14 protein-coding genes are annotated in these 19248 nt (G+C 38.4%); 8 read left to right on the top strand and 6 right to left on the bottom strand.

Annotated features, from left to right (window positions below; translation table 11 throughout):
- Positions 1 to 23: 23 nt before the first annotated feature.
- The gene (locus ACXACJ_RS06230; protein ID WP_475133452.1) at positions 24 to 3215 is read right to left on the bottom strand and encodes a T9SS type A sorting domain-containing protein; all 3192 of its coding nucleotides are present in this window, start codon (positions 3213 to 3215) and stop codon (positions 24 to 26) included.
- A gap of 196 nt (positions 3216 to 3411) precedes the next feature.
- Positions 3412 to 6558 carry a hypothetical protein gene (locus ACXACJ_RS06225; RefSeq protein ID WP_475133450.1) on the bottom strand — a complete coding sequence of 1049 codons (3147 nt, stop codon included), beginning with the start codon at positions 6556 to 6558 and terminating at the stop codon, positions 3412 to 3414.
- 350 nt (positions 6559 to 6908) lie between these two features.
- On the opposite strand from ACXACJ_RS06225, the gene ACXACJ_RS06220 reads away from it, so the two are divergent.
- From ACXACJ_RS06220 to ACXACJ_RS06210, 3 genes are all read left to right on the top strand, one after another.
- Positions 6909 to 8942 (top strand): M3 family metallopeptidase, encoded by a 2034-nt coding sequence (locus tag ACXACJ_RS06220; RefSeq protein WP_475133448.1) that lies wholly within the window; start codon positions 6909 to 6911, stop codon positions 8940 to 8942.
- A 111-nt stretch (positions 8943 to 9053) separates the two neighbouring features.
- Positions 9054 to 9845 carry a TlpA family protein disulfide reductase gene (locus ACXACJ_RS06215; protein WP_475133447.1) on the top strand — a complete coding sequence of 264 codons (792 nt, stop codon included), beginning with the start codon at positions 9054 to 9056 and terminating at the stop codon, positions 9843 to 9845.
- 60 nt (positions 9846 to 9905) lie between these two features.
- Positions 9906 to 11090 carry an MFS transporter gene (locus tag ACXACJ_RS06210; RefSeq protein WP_475133445.1) on the top strand — a complete coding sequence of 395 codons (1185 nt, stop codon included), beginning with the start codon at positions 9906 to 9908 and terminating at the stop codon, positions 11088 to 11090.
- On the opposite strand, the gene ACXACJ_RS06205 is transcribed toward ACXACJ_RS06210, so the two are convergent.
- Positions 11067 to 11654, bottom strand: a complete 588-nt coding sequence (locus ACXACJ_RS06205) for a peptidylprolyl isomerase (protein WP_475133443.1) — start codon at positions 11652 to 11654, stop codon at positions 11067 to 11069. The two genes, ACXACJ_RS06210 and ACXACJ_RS06205, sit on opposite strands and share 24 nt — an antisense overlap.
- A gap of 68 nt (positions 11655 to 11722) precedes the next feature.
- Positions 11723 to 12835: a DEAD/DEAH box helicase gene (locus tag ACXACJ_RS06200; RefSeq protein ID WP_475133441.1), complete on the bottom strand. Its 1113-nt coding sequence runs from the start codon at positions 12833 to 12835 to the stop codon at positions 11723 to 11725.
- Between the two features lie 109 nt (positions 12836 to 12944).
- On the opposite strand from ACXACJ_RS06200, the gene mog reads away from it, so the two are divergent.
- Both mog and ACXACJ_RS06190 read left to right on the top strand, forming a co-directional pair.
- The gene (mog, locus tag ACXACJ_RS06195) at positions 12945 to 13475 is read left to right on the top strand and encodes a molybdopterin adenylyltransferase (RefSeq protein ID WP_475133439.1); all 531 of its coding nucleotides are present in this window, start codon (positions 12945 to 12947) and stop codon (positions 13473 to 13475) included.
- A gap of 59 nt (positions 13476 to 13534) precedes the next feature.
- The gene (locus ACXACJ_RS06190) at positions 13535 to 14284 is read left to right on the top strand and encodes an MBL fold metallo-hydrolase (protein WP_475133437.1); all 750 of its coding nucleotides are present in this window, start codon (positions 13535 to 13537) and stop codon (positions 14282 to 14284) included.
- Positions 14285 to 14298: 14 nt separating this feature from the next.
- Here the strand turns inward: ACXACJ_RS06190 and ACXACJ_RS06185 are convergent, their stop codons facing one another.
- Positions 14299 to 15186, bottom strand: coding sequence for a TolB family protein (locus tag ACXACJ_RS06185; RefSeq protein WP_475133436.1), 888 nt, complete (start codon positions 15184 to 15186; stop codon positions 14299 to 14301).
- 80 nt (positions 15187 to 15266) lie between these two features.
- On the opposite strand from ACXACJ_RS06185, the gene ACXACJ_RS06180 reads away from it, so the two are divergent.
- Both ACXACJ_RS06180 and ACXACJ_RS06175 read left to right on the top strand, forming a co-directional pair.
- Positions 15267 to 16496: a sterol desaturase family protein gene (locus ACXACJ_RS06180; protein WP_475133434.1), complete on the top strand. Its 1230-nt coding sequence runs from the start codon at positions 15267 to 15269 to the stop codon at positions 16494 to 16496.
- Between the two features lie 5 nt (positions 16497 to 16501).
- Positions 16502 to 16867, top strand: coding sequence for a hypothetical protein (locus tag ACXACJ_RS06175; protein ID WP_475133433.1), 366 nt, complete (start codon positions 16502 to 16504; stop codon positions 16865 to 16867).
- Positions 16868 to 17222: 355 nt separating this feature from the next.
- Here the strand turns inward: ACXACJ_RS06175 and ACXACJ_RS06170 are convergent, their stop codons facing one another.
- Entirely contained in the window at positions 17223 to 18056 is an 834-nt protein-coding gene (locus tag ACXACJ_RS06170; protein WP_475133431.1) for a CvfB family protein, read from the bottom strand.
- Positions 18057 to 18106: 50 nt separating this feature from the next.
- Between ACXACJ_RS06170 and ACXACJ_RS06165 the strand changes: the two genes are divergently transcribed.
- Positions 18107 to 19210, top strand: a complete 1104-nt coding sequence (locus ACXACJ_RS06165) for an endonuclease/exonuclease/phosphatase family protein (RefSeq protein ID WP_475133430.1) — start codon at positions 18107 to 18109, stop codon at positions 19208 to 19210.
- Positions 19211 to 19248 lie beyond the last annotated feature (38 nt).

Below are 19248 nucleotides of genomic sequence, written 5' to 3'. Positions count from 1 at the left end.
AAGGAGTAAAGGAAAATTTCGTTTTAGTGAACGATAAACTTCTTAGTTTCTCTTTTCCCCAAATAGTCGATAGTAAGGATATAAATACCACTTGCTAACGTTCTAGTTTCTTCAATAGAAGTAGATGAAGTGGTTTCCATTTCCAGTGATTTTTGAAGCAGAATTTTACCTTTAATATCTCTGATATAAAGGCTTGGTAATTCATTACTTGCTTGAATATTAGTTTGCCATAAAGTCAGAGCATCACCTTGAATAACTGGGTTTCTGTTAATTCCAAAGTTGAAATGAGTGGCTCCTTCAAATACCGCAGTAATCACTTTAGAGTATTCGAACTGACCGTTGAAATCCGTTTGTTTAAGTCTATAATATGATCTACCAATGATAGGCTCAACATCTGAAGCAGTATAATGTCTAATATCAGTGCTATTTCCTGCTCCATCCAAATACAAAATTGGCTCGAAAACCTTACCATCACCAGATCTTTCTATGGTGAAGAATTGATTATTGATTTCAGAAGCAGTTGACCATTTCAGCAAAACAGATTCAGCTCTTGTTTCCGCCTCAAAAGAAATCAGGGTAATTGGCAATCTGGTTCCCTCATTATCCATTGCATAAAGATCACCAAAACCATCCGCAGAAGCGAAAGAAACCGTATTCGAAGTTGGATTCACATCACCGTTTACATACCAATCTAAAGTTGATCCTGCTGGTAAAGTCCTATATAAAGTGGCCACCATATTTCCTTCTGTTGTCTGAGTAAAGTCAGAATCATCATAAATATAGGTAGCATCATAAACAGGGTCTGTAATATTAGTTCCGCCTACCGTCCAGTAGACATCTAAATAGTCTGTAGCTGCAGTTCCATCATCATCTCCTGCTGGAGAATCGCCAGTGTTATCTCTATCTCTATTTGGATGAGCTGCATCGGTAACGTTAAAATCAAGTGAGGCTCCAGCTCCGATAGTGCCCGATGTAAGATCAATTGTAATTGGTGAATAATTATTTCCACCAATAGGAGCATTGACCGAAGTTAAAGCAGAAATTTCAACACTATAAATACCTGAAGAATTTGCCTGAACATAGCTAGAAGATGAACCTCCAGAAACTAAAGCTCCATCGGATATTACTAGATTATTGGTACCTAATACAATATCTCCAGCAGTTAGGGTTAATTGATTGTCAACCGTGATAAGACTACTCAAAGAGGCATCAACTCCATTCGCCTTATTTATAACCAAATTGTAATAATTATTATCGGCATCCGTAGTAGGCTGAATGGTTTGCGAAGCACCAGTATTATTATAGGTCACTATATTATCTGTCGCAGAAGCAGTAAAATTGGTAATTGTAAAATTAGCATCCGTACCTGCATAAAGTAAGCTTCCTGCTACCCCATTTATAAATTCACCAGTGCCCGTTAATCCATTGGTTATATTAACACCTCCAGAATTCGTATTTGTATAACTAGCAGGTGAAGCAATAGCCACATTTGCTAATTGATCAATGGAAGAAGCTCCAGAAATTGATCCAGACGTGTTTGACAAAGTGTAGGTACAACCTGTTGTATTTAAACATGCAGTAAAAGTCCCATCGTTAGCTATATCGCCAGAGATAGAAGGACTAAAAGTACTTTCAATGTCCCAAGTACCAAGTGCATTAATCGAAATATCGTTAAAGGAATAAGTCCCGGAAGAACCTCCTACCCAAAAAGAACCATTATCTACAGTAATAAGCCCTGTTGAAGTAATAGTTGGATTTCTTACCTCTACAATAGCACCTGAGGTAATAGTCATATCTACAAAAGAAATAGATCCTGCTTCTAAATCATTGGTTCCCCCAGTTGCCAAATACTCTCCACTTATAGCTAAAGTATGTCCAGAGTTATTCATGTCTATAGTTCCGGCTGAAACCGTTAAACCACCACTCGCATTATTAAGTGTTAAAGTCCCTTTCGTTAAGGTTACCGTTCCTCCAGAAATAGACATATCACTAGCATCAATGGTTGAAGTTCCAAGGGTCGTTCCTTCCGATACATTGATAGCACCTGAAGCAATTACCAGATCTCCTGTAATGTTTACATCTCCATCTTTCTGTTCAAAAGTTCCTCCATCTACTATCAAATTACCCGAAATATTGACGACAGTAGTTGAGCTGTTTGGCTCAAAAATCCCACCATCTACATTAACATTTCCAACAACGGTCAGAGTATTTGAAGCATTTAAGAAGAACCTACCAACATTCACAGTAAGATCATTATCAACATCAACATCTGCTCCATTAACTCTTGCTAAAATGGAAGAATCATCCATTTCAATTATAAGATCGTAATAAGGGCCAGGAAGCAGATTACCCAAAGAAGAGCCCCCAATTCTAACAATATTGCCAATGGTGTTTAGTGTTAGAGTTGAAATCGAAAATGTACCATTAATATTCAAAGTTAAATCACCAGTGCTTCCATTAATAAATTCACCGGTTCCTGTAATATCACTTTGAACTACTAGATTTCCATTGTTGGTTACTTCATTAGGAGTATTAATTCTCATTTTGGAGAAAACTGTTGTTCCGGTTCCTCCAATTTCATGAACGGCACTATTAAAGGTATAGATACTTCCTGTAGAAGATGATGAAGGGGTAAAAGTATTTGAGCTATTATTAACAATATCTCCATTCACTGTAAAGCTATCCGTGGTATTATTTGTGAAAGTTCCACCAGAATTAACAGTTAAGTTAGTTAAAGAGTGACTGGCTCCAGTAGTAGTGTTGAATTGTAATTCACCATTTAAGTTAATAGTGCTAGCTCCTGTGAATCTAACTCCATTCACTTGTAAAGTTCCAGAAGATGCAACGGTTGTAGAACCTGATGAGAGTACAACAAATCTATGAGTGGTTAAAGAACCTGAAATTGTTGAAGAACTAGTCGCGGTAAAAGCTCCATTAACGTCCAATCTTACTCCACTACCAAAAGTATAAGCGAGAGTTCCTCCATTTATGGTTAGAGCCAAGCAAGCCTTGGTTCCTGTAGTAGCTATATTAATAGTATGACCCGACTGAATAATAACATTATCATTCGAATCAGGAATACCATCAGCATCTCCACCATCAACGGTTACGGTCCAGCTAGATGCAGAAGTCCAACTTCCTCCGGAAGGGGTATTACTCGTAAAAGTTGACTGAGCAAAACCAAATCCAGCAGAACTAAGAAAAACTAAAATCAAAAAAACTCTAAAGGTCGAAAGCATTTAATAATTCGATTTTCCAAACACGTAGAAACCTACATTTCGTCTGAATACCACCATCATAACAATGAAAATGACATATGGTTTTGTTGAGGTACTTCTGCGAAAGTAAGAAATTAATTACAAACTCCTCGAATTGATTTGACAAGTTTTAATTAAGAAATACAATGAATTATTATTTCACTATTATCCGCTCGGTACTTTTGAAATTGGGTGTTAAAACTATTAAAAGATAATAACCAGTTTTAATACCTTCGTTGATTACAAAAGTTATATTATCAAACGTTTTCGTTGTAAGTTTCTGGATTTCCTCTCCTTCCAAAGAGATTAATTTTACAGTAATATTCTGAATAGGCTCAAAATTTTTCAATTGAATATTTAGGTCATTCCCAACCGAAACCGCGTTGGGATAAACCTGAATGGACTGTTCCGATATTTCCTTACTTCGTTCTACAAATGCACTAATAATTTCTGAATATTCATATTGCCCATTGAAGTCCGTTTGTTTTAATCTATAATAATTCCATCCAGAATTAGGAGAATGATCCAACATTTGGTATTTCTTTAAATCGCTACTAGAGCCTGCTCCGTCTTGATAAAGAATGGGTTTAAAATCAATCCCATTTGAAGAATGTTCTATAGTGAAAAAGTCGTTGTTCTCTTCAGATTCTGTTTCCCAATTCAAACTAATCTCACCTTCAATAACGTTAGCATCGAACGATAAAAGTTGGATGGGTAGCCTACCTCCATTGTCATCCATGGCATATAAAACACCAAAGCCATCACCTTTGGAAAGGGAAACTGTATTGTTAGACGGATTTACCGCTCCAGCCACAAGCCAATCTTGAATGGTTGAAGCGCCAACCGAAACTTGCCTTCTTAATACAGCTACCATATTAGCTTCTGTACCATTTACATCATCGTCAATATATTGATATGAAGCGGAAAATTTAGGTGAGCTGATGTCGTTGCCAGAAACCGTCCAATATCTACTAAGGTAAGCTGTAGTTGCAATGCCGCTATCATCTCCACCTGAAGCGGTATTACTGGTATTTCTATTCGGGTGAACGGCATCGGTTACCGAAAAATCAATGTATGGATTGGCTCCCAAAGTAGCAGAGGTTAGCACAAAACTTGAAATAGGAGAATAATGACTGTTACTATTATCTCCCAAAGGATAAAAGTAACTAGAACCTGTTGAAGTGATAAATTGCCTTACTTTTCCTGACGAATTGATTCTGATATAATCATCAGCATCACCACCTGTAATAGAAGCGCCTGCAGCCATTTCTAAATTATAGGTATTCAGCACAGGATCCCCTTCAATGATATTCAAAGTGCCATTCACTCTAATATTACTGTTGAGCTGCAATCTTTGATAATCCCCTGTATTAAAATTCAAAGTCACATTATAATAGTCGTTGTTAGCGGTTACGGTTTGTTTCCACCTTTGACTAGAACTTACACCAGCATAAACCACTGTATTCCCTACTGCCGAAGCATTAAAATTTGAAATCGTAAAATTAGAACCTGCGCTATTGTCTCCTTTATAAGTAAGAGTTCCAGAAGCTCCGTTAATAAATGTTCCCGTTCCGTTTAAAGTGTTCGCCACGGTTAATGATGTATTATTGGTATAGCTGGCAGGGCTATTAATTGCAATATCGCGAACCGAGAGCCCAGAAGTTCCTGAGATTTGTCCGTTAGAACTTGTCAAAGTATATACACTTGTTCCATAACCAGGATCACCAGTGAATGTGCCATTATTGGTGATGTTGCCAGAAATGCTGAAGTTATTAGGCTGTGTAACCGACCATGTTCCTCCCGAAGCTACGCTTACGGAGCCAAAACTCTTAGTTCCTGAAGAACCATTAAAAGATAATGTTCCGTTGATAGTTGCTGCGCCAGAAACATTAGTGGTTACATTCGTCAGTGTTAATTGTTTTCCTGAAGCAATGAAAACAGCTCCCGCGGTCAAGCTACCTCCTGGAAATGTAGCGGTTCCGTCATTCACAGAAAAAGTACCTGCAGCACTAATCGTAGCACCAGGATTATTAAATGCTGCCCCTGTATTGATATCAAAATCGCCAGTGCTAGTGATTGTTCCCGAATTCAAGGTGAGCGAAACACCTGTTAACGAAACACCTCCGACATTCAAGAATGAAGAAGCTCCGTCCAGAAGAAACTCCCCTCCTGTCACCACAAAATCTTCATCAGCATTTACTTGCCCACTGTTGTGATCGTATTGACCACCAGTCATTGTAATACCGCCACCTATATTGACTATTCCAGATGCGTTATCTGGTGTAAATTCTCCTCCTTCAACAATTAAATCGTTGCCTACGGTAAGCGTCACAGCGTTTACGGTTAAAATTCCACTTTGAACTTTCAAATCATTCAGCACAGAAAGGCTACCACCAAAACTTAAATTGCCTGAAGATTTATTGAGTGTTAGATTATAGTAATTCCCTGTAAACGAGGTTGGGTTACCGTAACCCGTATAAGTTATGGTATTGCCTGTTGCCGAAGCATCGAAAGAAGTTACCGAAAAAGGACCTCCATTTTGAAGCTCTAGAGTCCCACCTGCTCCGTTAGTGAAACTTCCCGTCCCTGACATACTATTTCTTACCGTTAGGTTTCCATTATTTACATATGAACCAGGTGAATTAAATACAGCCTTATACATACTGATATTTCCGCTTCCCGAAATCGTTTTTGAACTTCCTGTAAAACGAAACTCTGTTTGATCATTCGCTGTAAAAGTTCCATTGTTAGTAATGTTACCACTGAAGGTATAAAGATCGGCACCAGCCACAGACATGGTTGCCCCTGAATTGATAATCAAATCTGCAAAGTTTCTAGGTTTAGCTCCATATCCTGAAATGGCCAGCGTTCCATTAATTGTAGTGGTTCCAGCAATTGAAAAGGTATTAGCCCCTACCGTAAGTTGAATTCCGCTATTAATCGTGAGCCCGCCCAACACATTAAATATGTGGTTATTTGAGTAGCCAGAAACTGTAGAATTAGCAATTACACTTACATTTCCATTTATGGTAAGTGTATTATTGCTATTAAAACTTATCGTTCCATTATTAAAAGTGAGGTTATTACAAGCCTGAGCCGCAGAAATTGAAACGTTATGTCCCGATTGAATAGTTACATTATCGTTACTATCTGGTATTCCATCTGAATCCGACCCACTTGATAGAATCCATCTTGAAGCTGAATTCCAATTTCCCGATCCGTTTGATAAAAAATTAGCTTGGGCATAGGAGGTCGAGGTACTTATAGCGCATACGGCTATAAATAAAAGTAGTAGTCTCATGTTTTGGTTATAGGGTTTCCTTAAAAATCAGACCGTACATACGAGAGATATCCGGTGTTTAGATCTGACTTTTAAATTTATTTTTCAGTATGTGAAAAACATTTTTATTTATTCAAACTGCATTTTTACACCTGTCGGAACAAAACCCCTACCACAAAAGTTTAAAAAAGTTTACACCATGTTTATTTTAAATATTAAAATATAATAATTACATTTTTAAGCAGTCAATACTTTCAAGTAAACTGACGACTAAAAGGCGAGAAGGGAAATCTGAATTTTTAAAGCCGAAAGCGAACCCCTTCTGTATTCTGTTGTTTATACTTGCAGAATTAAATCAGAACAACTCCTTTATGAACCCACTATTGGAAATCCAAAACGGCCCATTTAACACTCCTCGCTTCTCTTCTGTAAAAAACGAACATTTTAAACCTGCCATCGAAAAGCTGATTGATCAGGCAAAGGCGGAAATTGATGCTATTGCCAAATCCGAGGAAATTCCTGGATTCGCAAATACTATTGAAGCTTTGGAAGGTGCTGGCAAGCAATTGGATCGGGTTTCCTCTATATTCTTCAATTTGAATTCTGCTGAAACTAACGATGAGATTCAGTCTATAGCAAGAGAGGTTTCTCCCCTATTAACTGAGTTTTCTAATGATATTCTTTTGAATGAAGAACTGTTCAAAAAGGTTAAAACCGTTCATGACAACATCGATCAATCTCAATTAACTCCCGAACAAAAAACGCTGCTTGAAAAAACATATAAAGGCTTTGTAAGAAACGGGGCTCTCTTGAATGAAGAACAAAAGAAGCAGCTTCGCGAAATCGATGTCGAACTTTCAAAACTCAGTCTACAGTTTGGCGAAAACGTACTGGCCGAAACCAATAAGTACGAAATGGTTATCGAAAATGAAGCTGATTTAAAAGGACTTCCTGATTTCGCCATAGAACAAGCCGCTCAAGATGCATCGGACAAAGGCCATGAAGGCAAGTGGGTAATTACACTCAACTACCCAAGTTATGTCCCTTTTATGACCTACGCTGCAAACAGGGAATTAAGAAAGCAATTGAGCATAGCTTTTTCTTCCAAAGCATTTAAAGGAGATGAGCTCGACAACCAAGAAACAGTAAAACGCATTGTTTCTTTAAGAAATAAAAGAGCTCAACTTTTAGATTATGGTACACATGCTGATTTCGTTCTGGAAGAAAGAATGGCCAAATCGCCCGAAAGTGTAATGAACTTTTTGAATGAAATTCAGAAATATGGATTAGATGCAGCCAAAAGAGATGTTGCAGAAGTTGAAGCATTTGCCAAAAAACTGGATGGAATTGACCAATTACAGCGCTGGGATTTCGCTTATTATTCTGAAAAGCTTAAAAAGGAGAAATACAGCATTGATGATGAAATTCTAAAGCCTTACTTCAAGCTAGAAAATGTAATTGATGGCGTTTTTAAAACGGCTGAAAAACTTTATGGCCTCCACTTTATTCCGAATAAAGAAATTGAAGTTTACCATCCTGAAGTCACAGCTTATGAAGTTCGAGACGATAGCGGTAAACACATGGCTGTTTTCTATGCCGATTTCTTTCCAAGAGCAGGAAAAAGAGCAGGCGCTTGGATGACTCAATTTGCAGGTCAATTTAAAAATAGCGAATGCGACCACAGGCCTTTAGTTTCTATTGTTTGCAATTTCACTAAGCCAGGAAAAACGACACCTTCTCTTCTCAATTTTAATGAAGTAACTACCCTATTCCATGAATTTGGTCATGCACTGCACGGCATGCTTTCCAATACTCAATACGAAAGTCTTTCTGGCCCAAGCGTTTACTGGGATTTCGTAGAACTTCCTTCTCAAATTTTCGAGAATTGGTGTTACGAAAAAGAATGTCTGGATCTGTTTGCCAAGCACTACCAAACTGGTGAAACTATTCCTGAATCACTGGTAGACAAAATAAAGGAGAGCGCCAATTTTATGGAAGGCTACCAAACTATGAGACAACTTGGTTTTGGCAAATTAGACATGGCTTGGCATGGTCAGGACAATGATGGAGTAGAAAGCGTTTCTGATTTTGAGCATTCCATTTTTGCCGAAACAGATGTACTTCCTGCCATTGAAGGCACAAATATGAGTTGCTCATTCTCACACATTTTCCAAGGTGGATATTCTGCAGGTTATTATAGCTATAAATGGGCTGAAGTTTTAGATGCCGATGCTTTCGATTACTTCAAGGAAAAAGGGATTTTCAATAAAGAAGTGGCCGACAAATTCAAAAATAACATTTTGAGTGCAGGCGGTTCAGAACACCCAATGACGCTTTACAAGCGCTTCAGAGGCCATGAACCTGAAGTAAGACCGCTATTGAAACGCGCTGGTTTGTTAAAATAATTAAGCATAAGCTAACCATCCATTTCAAAAGGAAGCAAACAAACTTTATATTGCAGTGAGCTTCAAATACAGGCTGTTTCAAACCGACTTGTATTTTAAAATTCCTTAAAAATGAAACGTACACTTATGTTCGTGGCCGTGCTGTTTTGCAGTGCGTTTACATCTTATGCCCAAATTGATTTTGTAGTTAGAAGAGCTGATAATGATGAAGAAGTTTCGCTCAAAACCCTTTTAGCCGGCAAAGATGGGCAAAGCAAAAAAACATTCTTAGTTACTTGGAGTGGCTCATGGTGCTTTCCATGTATGGAGGTTATCGCATCTTTAGACAAATCTGCAAAAACTGGCATTATTCAATTATTAGCCGTAAACGTAGATGATGATTGGTCAACCATTAAAAAAGAAGGTTACCATACAAAGTGGGCAAACACTACCAATCTTTATATAGATAATGAGTTGAGCAATTCCTTCAGCTCTTATTTTACGGTTGAAAACGCGCCTGTTGTCATCTTCTTTAATGAAGCGGGAAACATTCAGTATATGGATGCTTCTTTTAGTCTTCGATCATATATGTTTGTGGATTATTTCGGAAAAGAGTTTATCTGGGAAGACCACCAAAGCTTAAACACGCTTGCATGGAATTATTATTTGGACAACGAAGATAAAGACAAGGTAATTCCTAAGACTGACGAAGAAATGGCAAAAGCCTTGGAATACGTAAAGCGCTCTATCGAAATCGATCCTAATTATAATAATACCGATACTTACGCAGCGCTTTTATATTTAACAGGCGAGTACACCGAAGCTCTAAAAACCGCCAAGGAAGCTATTGACATTGCCAAAGCCAATGGCGATGATTACGAAACGACTTCTGAGTTAATTCAGAAGATTATCGAGAAAATGTAAATCCCAAAAGCTCTTGACTGTTAAAATTTTAATGGTCAAGAGCTTGATTTTGACTCCTAAATGAGTTCCTCTCCCATTCCCAAGCGTGTTTTACCAAGCATTGTTTTTGCCCAATTTGCAGGAACATCTCTATGGTTTGCTGGTAATGCAATCATCAAAAACCTTCAGTCAGATTGGGATTTACCCGCAGATGCCACAGCTTCGGTCACCTCATCCGTTCAACTCGGCTTTATTTTAGGAACTTTCATTTTTGCCCTGCTTTCTATTGCCGATAGATTCAAACCTTCAAGGGTTTTCTTCATCTGTGCTTTGTTTGGCGCTATTTTGAATGCTTCTATCACTATCGTTCCGCATACCTATACTGCATTGCTAATCGCTCGTTTTGCCACAGGCATCTTCATTGCGGGCATTTATCCTGTAGGGATGAAAATCGCCTCCGATTGGTTTGAAGGAAAATTAGGTAAGGCGCTTGGGTATTTAGTAGGCGCACTGGTTTTGGGTTCGGCTTTTCCTCATTTACTCAATTATTCTGGCAGTGATTTCTCTTGGAAGTTTGTTTTGTACGCAACATCTGCTCTATCCATTTTAGGGGGCCTGATAATGCTTCTCTTTGTAGGAGATGGCCCATTTAGAAGAGCCAGCGCTAAATTTAAACCTGCCGAAATCCTGGTAGTTTTTCAGGAAAAGAATTTCAGGAATGCTGCTTTCGGGTATTTTGGCCATATGTGGGAACTGTATGCCTTTTGGGCCTTTCTTCCCGTTATTATTACTTTTTACAACCAAGCCCACCATACCGAGATCAATTCAAGTTTGTGGACATTTATAGCCATGGCTGTTGGTGCTTTGGGCTGTGTTTTAGGAGGTATATATTCCACCAAATACGGAAGTGCTAAGGTAGCCTTCGCCTTTCTAATTACTTCAGGAATACTTTGTTTGCTCTCTCCTCTTTTCTTCCACCTTTCTCCTTCGCTATTTTTAGGTTTATTGCTGATTTGGGGTTTTGCTGTCATTGGTGATTCAGCACAGTTTTCATCGCTCAACGCCCAAACCGCACCCAAAGCTTATGTTGGTACTGCACTAACCATTGCGGTAAGTATTGGCTTTCTGCTCACCATCCCGAGCATTCAATTACTCGGTTATTTAGCTGAAAGAATAGACATCAAATGGTTGTTGTTCACTCTTTCCCTTGGGCCTCTTTTTGGCCTGATTTTCACCAAAAAGCTAGTTCGGGATTTCAAACTCTAAAGCCTCAATTTCAGCCTTAGTCATTTCAATTACATTCACATCCATGGTAATGGGCTTCAATGGCTGATCACTCTCATCTGTTTCGACTTTCACCATTCGATCTACCACATCCATACCTTTAATCACATGTCCATAAATGGTGTAATCTCCATCAAGTCTTGGTAAACCCTTTTTATTCTGAACAATGTAGAATTGGCAAGTCGCGGAAATTTTGCCGGGGTTATCGTCTCGGCCTGCGCCAAAAGCTCCATAAACGTGCTTAGCTATTGGAGCAAATTCCGGTTCTTCCAAATGGGTAGAGTACGCAAAGCCTTCAGGCGTATCAGGGCAGCCACCTTGTGCTACAAAGTTTTCGATCACACGGTTGAAGGTATAATCGTCCCAGTATCCTTCTTCAGCCAACTCAATGAAAGCCTTTTTATGTTTGGGAGTTTCATCGTACAACCAGACCAAAATTTCACCCATCGGGGTTTTTATTTGACCAACTTGATACTTTACATCCTGGGGAGAAGAAGCTCCAACCAAGAGAAAAAAAGAAAGGCTTAAAAGAAGATTTAATTTCATGGTTTTGAATAAATCTCCAATTTAAGCCAGAAAATGATTTTATGAAATTTCAGTTTCGAAGAAATGAATTAGCTCAATGGCTTAAACTTTATCTTCAATTCTCTTTCCATATCCTTCAACTTTGAAACTTCTTTTTCTAAAACAAACAGAATAGAATGTCCCTTTTTACCCGCTCTGCCAGTTCTGCCACTTCGGTGAGTGTAATATTCCGTTTGCTGAGGCAATTGATAATGCAATACAAAAACCAAATCCTTTACATCGATTCCGCGAGCAGCAATATCAGTAGCCACAAGCAAATCGATTTTCTCGCTTTTGAACATTCGCATTACTTTGTCTCTATCTCGCTGCCCCATATCGCCTTCCAATACCTCAACAGAAATATTTCTGGACTGAAGTTGTTTGGTCAAAGTTTTAGCAGCCTGTTTGGTTTGACAGAAAATCATTCCTCTTTCATTTTTATGATATGAAAGAAAATGAACCATCTCCTGAACTTTGTCTTTCGATTGGCAAACTACATATTCATGCGTAATATCAGCGTTGACACCAGCGCTACGGCCAATCTCTACTTTTTGAGCGTCCTTTCTTAAGAATTTGCGGATGATTTCACGGATGCCATCAGGCATGGTAGCGGAAAACAACCAGATTGATCTTTCTGTAGGCACATAGTCCAAAATCTTGTGCATGTCTTGTTTGAAGCCCATACTCAGCATTTCGTCAGCTTCGTCTAACACAACATACTTCACTTGGGAAATATCAACTGCCTGCTTTTCGATCAAATCCATTAAACGGCCAGGAGTGGCCACAACAATGTGGGTTGGCCTTTGCAAACGAGAAATCTGAGTTTGAATATCAGCACCACCGTAAACGGCTTCTGTAAAAATCTTGTCGCTGTATTTGGTGAATTTGAAAAGCTGTTTTGCAATTTGCTGGCAAAGTTCACGGGTTGGAGCAATAACCAATCCTTGAACTTCTTCCTTTTTAGGATCGATTTTCTCCAACAAAGGAAGACCAAACGCTGCCGTTTTACCAGTTCCGGTTTGAGCCTGACCAATAAAGTCAGAATTTCCTCCCAAAAGAATTGGAATAGCAACCTGCTGAATTTGAGAAGGATTATAAATGTTCAGCTCATTTAAACCTTTGATAAAAGCTGGCGAAACACCCAGTTCAGAAAATGTACTCACTTTAAATATCAATTAATTGAGCTACAAAGGTAGAAGGAATAGTTCGGATTAAAGCATTGCATTAGTGTAGTGCCCTGACTTTATTGCAGAACGGTTTGAAAAAAGGCGAATGGAAGTTAAAATAGGAATAATTACGGTTAGCGACAGAGCCAGTAAAGGAGAATATGATGACCTTTCTGGCCCTGCCATTATTGAAACCTTAAAGTCATATTTAAAGAGCGAGTGGGAACCGGTTTACCATGTAATTCCTGATGAGCAACATTTGATTGAAAGTGCACTAAAACAAATGGCCGATAAAGAAAAATGTTGTTTGATAGTCACTACAGGTGGTACTGGCCCTGCTCCACGTGATGTAACACCAGAAGCTACCGAAGCGGTTTGCCATAAAATGATGCCCGGTTTTGGAGAACTCATGCGACAAGAAAGTCTGAAATATGTACCCACTGCCATTCTTTCTAGACAAACAGCGGGAATCAGAGGTAAGTCTTTAATTGTGAATTTACCCGGAAAACCAAAGTCGATTAAAGAATGCTTAGATGCTGTTTTTCCAGCCATACCTTATTGTATAGACTTGCTTGAGGGTCCTCGGCTTGAAACCCACGAAGATGTAATGAAAGTCTTCAGGCCAAAAGCCAAGTAAAACGGAATGAACTCTTTTTACCACATTCGGTTAATGCTAAAAACACACCTACACCTTCTATGAAAACTACATTTACACTTGTATTGCTTTTATGTGCCATGGCAAGCACATTCGCTCAAAGCAGACCATCAGCCGACATCATTAAGACCGAAAAAGGAGATTTGGAAATTCAGCCTATTACACATGGTACTGTAGTTTTCAAATGGAATGGCAAAACCATTTACGTTGATCCTTATGGCGGAGCTTCTGGTTTTTCAGGGCTTGAAGATCCGGATTTAGTACTTATTACCGACATCCATGGTGATCACTTAAACGCTCAAACTTTACAAGCACTCAACACGGCTAATGCTGAATTTATAGTGCCTCAAGCCGTTGCAGATCAGCTGAAGGATATAAAAAACAAGGAAATTAAAGTATTGAATAATGGTTCAACTACGGATTTCCAAGGCATTAAAATAGAGGCTGTTCCAATGTATAATTTGCCTGATGACGAAACTTCTCGTCATACAAAAGGAAGAGGTAATGGCTACATTTTAACCATGGCAAACAAGAGAATTTACCTTTCGGGTGATACTGAAGACATTCCTGAAATGCGCAAGTTGAAAAATATTGATGTCGCATTTGTTTGCATGAACCTTCCATACACTATGGATATCAATCAAGCGGCAAGCGCAGTTTTGGAGTTTGAACCCAAAATTATGTACCCTTACCATTATCGAGGAAGCGATGTTGAGGCTTTCAAAAAGTTAGTGGACAATGGACACAAAAACATTGAGGTTCGGCTTAAGGAATGGTACCCCGCAAACTAGTTTAAAAGAAGTGTCTAGAAACCTTCCGGAACTTCTACCCAAGTGGGTTCTCCATGATAAAATTCTCCAGAAGTTACTTTCGTAAATTGCTTTCCATCCACAGTAATGGTGTAAATCTGATCACCATCATTTTCAGTGGTTCCATGGAAAGCAATTTTCTTTCCATCTAAAGACCATGCGATTTCCTGTTCGGCATAAGGTGTATCCGTTACCTGAACCAATCCCGATCCATCGATATTTATGATATAAATATCTTCTTTTGAATGGCTTGAATTCTCTCGCATCGTAAAAGCAATCTGGTCGCCCTTGGGTGACCAGCTGATATACTTTTCAATCCTATCATTGTCCGTGAGTTGCTTTAACTCCAGCGACTTAACATTAAGCAAATAGAGCTCATTCGATTCCGTTCTGTCAGAAATAAAAGCCAACTGATTTCCATCGGGAGAAACTGCAAAACGACCGTTATAACCATTAGAATCTGTTAATTTTCTATCGGTAGAATCTTTAAGATTTCGAACCCAAATATTTTTACTTTGACCAGATTTCTTCGTGTAAAAAACATATCTGCCATCGGGTGAAAGTTGATAGGCGGCCAGCTCTGAAAAAGGAAGACCGTTTTCGACCTTGTCTGAAAGGTTTTTACTCAATACAGAAAAACCTCCCGCGCTACCTTGATGATAAAAAACCAGTTGTTTTAAGCCCTTATTCCACTTGGGAAACCAATTAGAGCCTGAGCCAAAAGTGACCTGTTTTTCCCATTGCCCCAATTCATCGATATAGAAAATATCAAAACCATTTCTATCGGAAATATAGGCAATCGCTTGATTTACAGAATGCGCCTCTTTCAAGCTAGAATTACAAGCTGAGGCAAACAAAAGAAGTAAGACGGTCAGTTTTTTCATATCGGAAGGCCATTCTGCTTTCAGCAATTTTTTTGAAAGTTAGCAGCTTTAACTTTAAATTGATAGGGAGTTTAACACCTATGATAATTGACCCTACCGTAATCGCCATTCCGGTCTATTTTTTATTGATCGGGATTGAACTGATTGTGCATCGAATTCAGGCTGTAAAAAGCTATCGATTAAACGATGCTGTTACCAACATTAACTGTGGGGTTACTTCTCAAGTAACTGGTGCATTTCTAAAAGTATTAAGCATTGGTGCCTATACTTTTATTTATGAAGAATTCGCAGTCACTCAAATCCCAAACTCAGTTTTGGTGTGGATTTTAGCATTTATAGCTTACGACTTTTTCTACTATTGGGCACACCGAATGAGTCACCAAGTAAATCTCTTTTGGGGAGGTCATAGTGTACACCATCAAAGCGAAGATTACAACTTATCGGTTGCCTTGCGCCAAAGCTCTACCCAAGTTATCTGGACCTTCATTTTCTATATACCCATGGCCATTGCGGGCATAAATCCAATTATTCTGGTTTCAGTATCAGGTTTTAATTTGCTCTATCAATTCTGGATTCATACTGAAGCCATTAATAAACTTCCCAAATGGTTCGAAGCCATCTTTAATACTCCATCGCACCACAGAGTTCACCATGCAAGAAACCCGAAATACATAGATAAAAATCACGCTGGTACTTTAATAATTTGGGACAAAATCTTCGGTACATTTAAGGAGGAAGAAGAGCGACCTGTTTACGGAATTACCAAGAACATCAACAGCTGGAATCCGGTGTGGGCCAACGTAGCTCACTATTCTGATATGATGAAGGAAATCAAAACCATTCCGCATTGGAGCGATCGGTTTCGGTATATCTTCTATAAACCAGGTTGGCTTCCGGAATATATGGGTGGGTACATAAGCCCAACAGAAGTTGATAAAACTATTTACCAGAAATATGATGTAAAGTCAGCATCAAGTTTAAACCTATATGTTTTGGTCCACTACATTATTCTTTTGGCAGGCACTGCCCTATTTCTTTTCAACATTGATAAAATCACCACTGTAGAAAAGATAGCTTTTGCTGCTGCCATTATTCTTTCTGTAATCAGTTTCGGTGGACTTTTTGAAAACAGATCTTGGAGCCTTATGATCGAAATCCTCCGTTTGATAGCTACTCCCTTAGCCCTGCTTTATGCATTTGTTGGCACTGAGATTCAATTATGGCAAGCTATTGCTGCTATTTCTTTTATTCTAGTTTTTGGAATTTGGTTGATGAAAGCCCGAAGGTTACCTTTGCCAGCCAATCCTTAAAGCGCATGAAAAAAGCAATTGGTTTTTCACTTCTCTTCACCTGTTTATGTTTCTCTTGTACCAAAAAAGTTGAAGTTGGCGATTTTGATTCTGAAAAATGGATTGGAGATAAAAACGGCTGTGCTTTGCAGAGGGCCGAAATGGTTGAAGACGTAATTAAGATCAAAGAAAATCTACTCGGTTTATATCAAAAATCAATCATAAAAGTTCTAGGAAAACCTGAAAGCGAAGAACTTTACGAACGCAGCCAAACTTACTATTGGTATTACATCGATCCTTCTCCTTTATGTGATACTCCTTCTGAAAATCCTAGAAAGCTTACAATACGATTCACCGCTTTGGGCATAGCAAACCAAATCGATATTAAGTAATTGCTACTGTATCATTCAGAACAATCTGCACCTCTAAACATCCTAACAGAATATTTACCTTCTTTATAAAGTACAAAAAACAAGGCGCAATATCAAAAAACACACAAGACAACAAGAAGAATACTTTATAAGGCCAAACGCAATCAAAACACAACTTAACGTAAGTATTTACTTTTTTTTTGAAATAATATTTCATGTTTAGAAATATTTATATAATTTCAGAACATCAGATCAGTACAAAAACTGAATTGATTTCTAGCCCTTGTTTTGTTAGAAATGGCAAGTGTTAGTTTGCTTAAACTAAGTTAGTTTTAGTTTTATAGGTAGTTTAGGTGAAGGTTAGTCTCTCCTCAGGCTAACCTTCCGTTTTTCTACGGATTTCGTAATCAAAAATCTCTATTTCTCCAGCTTTATAGAGGCCACCCAAAATCTTCTTGAAGTTCTTTTTGCTCATTCCGAATTCATCTTGAATTTCTTCTGGGCTACTCTTATCACCATAAGGCAAACTTCCACCTTCCATGCGGATTTTATTCAACACAATTTGGCTCATATCTTTAACAGCTTCATAGCCCTGCTTCTGTAGAGAGACATCTATTTTGCCATCTTCTCTAACTTGCTTCACATAAGCCTCGCGAGCATCACCAACGTGGAGATTTTCAAAAACTTCGTTATGAAAAATCAATCCTTGATATTTTTGATTGATAATGACTTTAAAACCCAGATCGGTTTTTTGCCAAACAAGAATATTTACCTTTTCGCCCTCGCTAAGATCGAATCCATTTTTATCTAAAAATGGGGTAAGTTTAGAAGTTCCGATAAGTCGTTCGGTACGGTGATCAAGAATTACCTTAACCACATACTTTCTGCCTTCTACCATTTCTTCTTTCTGTTCCTTAAAAGGAATAAGCAAATCCTTCTCTAGTCCAATATCCACGAAAGCTCCTACCCTTGTGGTTTGCTTTACTTTTAACGCCACCACATCGTCAAGCTGAGCCAGCGGCATTTTTGTTACTGCCACAGGCCTACCCATAGAATCTATGTAAACAAATACATTGAGTTCGTCATCGACTTGAGTTCCTTCAGGAACATATTTACCCGGTAAAAGCACATCATTTTCTCCGTCAGTTAAATAAACTCCAAAATCTACCTCCCTAACTACTTTTAATTTTTGACTTTTACCTATTTCCATCTTCTTAATCGTCAGGTTTTAATTACTTTATTATATCAATTCGCAAAGTTATGATTAAGCATTGGTCTTTTACGCACTGCAACTTAAAAATTAGGAATTCGCTCATTTTCATCATCTTATGGATACCTTCTTTAGTTTATGCCCAAAAGCCATATTTAGCTAGTGAATCCTTTGATCCAAGCCTAAGAAATGAAAATTCGGTAAGGTTGGTCTTTTATAATGTTGAAAACCTGTTCGACTATTTTAATGACAGTACCACCAATGACGAGCAGTTTCTTCCGAGAGGGGATCATTATTGGACTAAAAAGCGCTATCAGTTAAAACTAAACAATATTGCCAAAACGCTAATTGCAATCGGTGGATGGGAGGCTCCTGCGCTTGTTGGCTTGTGCGAAGTGGAAAATCGATACGTATTGGAAAGTTTAACTGAATTCACCCAACTCAAATCTGTTGGCTATGAAATCATTCATCAAGACTCGAAAGATTCAAGGGGAATTGATGTGGCTGCCCTTTATAGACCTGACAAACTAAAATTGCTGAATTACGAATATTATCGCCTAAAATTCCCTTTCGACACCAGCAGCAGAACAAGAGACATTCTTCATGTTATAACTTTATTGCCTAATACCGACACGTTACATTACTTCGTAAATCATTGGCCATCAAAATTTGGTGGCGAATTCGAGACTAAACCCAAGCGACTTTATGCGGCACAGATGGTAAAAAGAAAAGTGGATTCTCTTCTTGCCCGGAACCCTAAGGCCAGAATCGTTATTACCGGTGATTTTAATGATGAACCCGAAGAAGAAAGCTTAATGGTGGGTTTGGCGACCAAAGAAACTTTAGAAGACACAAAACAAACCGACCTCTTCAATCTTATGTATCCGATTCGATTTAAAACCGGAACCCATAGCTTCGAAAACAAATGGGGAATTTTGGATCAATTTATAGTATCAGGGAATTTACTTGACAAATACGAAAAGACTAGCATAAAAGGGTTCTCGGCTCAAATTTTCGATATGCCATTCTTAATTATGGAAGGTGCTACGGGAGCCACAAGACCATTCAGAACTTATCAAGGCCCAAAATATATTGGCGGTTACAGTGATCATCTTCCCATTTTACTTGACATAGAATTGACTAAAGACCAATAAAAAAAGCCGAATCAATGACTCGCTTTCTATTCTTTCAA

This window comes from Roseivirga sp. AWQ4_251 (assembly GCF_056158225.1).
The sequence above is the reverse complement of the archived record's forward strand: the minus strand, read 5'-3'. Positions and strand labels throughout refer to the sequence as shown.

Bases quoted from the DNA above. Each gene is read 5' to 3' on its own strand.
- ACXACJ_RS06170 (WP_475133431.1), bottom strand. From the start codon at position 18,056: ATGGAAATAGGTAAAAGTCAAAAATTAAAAGTAGTTAGGGAGGTAGAT.
- mog (WP_475133439.1), top strand. From the start codon at position 12,945: ATGGAAGTTAAAATAGGAATAATTACGGTTAGCGACAGAGCCAGTAAA.
- ACXACJ_RS06225 (WP_475133450.1), bottom strand. From the start codon at position 6,558: ATGAGACTACTACTTTTATTTATAGCCGTATGCGCTATAAGTACCTCG.
- ACXACJ_RS06190 (WP_475133437.1), top strand. From the start codon at position 13,535: ATGAAAACTACATTTACACTTGTATTGCTTTTATGTGCCATGGCAAGC.
- ACXACJ_RS06180 (WP_475133434.1), top strand. From the start codon at position 15,267: ATGATAATTGACCCTACCGTAATCGCCATTCCGGTCTATTTTTTATTG.
- ACXACJ_RS06210 (WP_475133445.1), top strand. From the start codon at position 9,906: ATGAGTTCCTCTCCCATTCCCAAGCGTGTTTTACCAAGCATTGTTTTT.
- ACXACJ_RS06215 (WP_475133447.1), top strand. From the start codon at position 9,054: ATGAAACGTACACTTATGTTCGTGGCCGTGCTGTTTTGCAGTGCGTTT.
- ACXACJ_RS06220 (WP_475133448.1), top strand. From the start codon at position 6,909: ATGAACCCACTATTGGAAATCCAAAACGGCCCATTTAACACTCCTCGC.
- ACXACJ_RS06185 (WP_475133436.1), bottom strand. From the start codon at position 15,186: ATGAAAAAACTGACCGTCTTACTTCTTTTGTTTGCCTCAGCTTGTAAT.
- ACXACJ_RS06165 (WP_475133430.1), top strand. From the start codon at position 18,107: ATGATTAAGCATTGGTCTTTTACGCACTGCAACTTAAAAATTAGGAAT.
- ACXACJ_RS06175 (WP_475133433.1), top strand. From the start codon at position 16,502: ATGAAAAAAGCAATTGGTTTTTCACTTCTCTTCACCTGTTTATGTTTC.
- ACXACJ_RS06205 (WP_475133443.1), bottom strand. From the start codon at position 11,654: ATGAAATTAAATCTTCTTTTAAGCCTTTCTTTTTTTCTCTTGGTTGGA.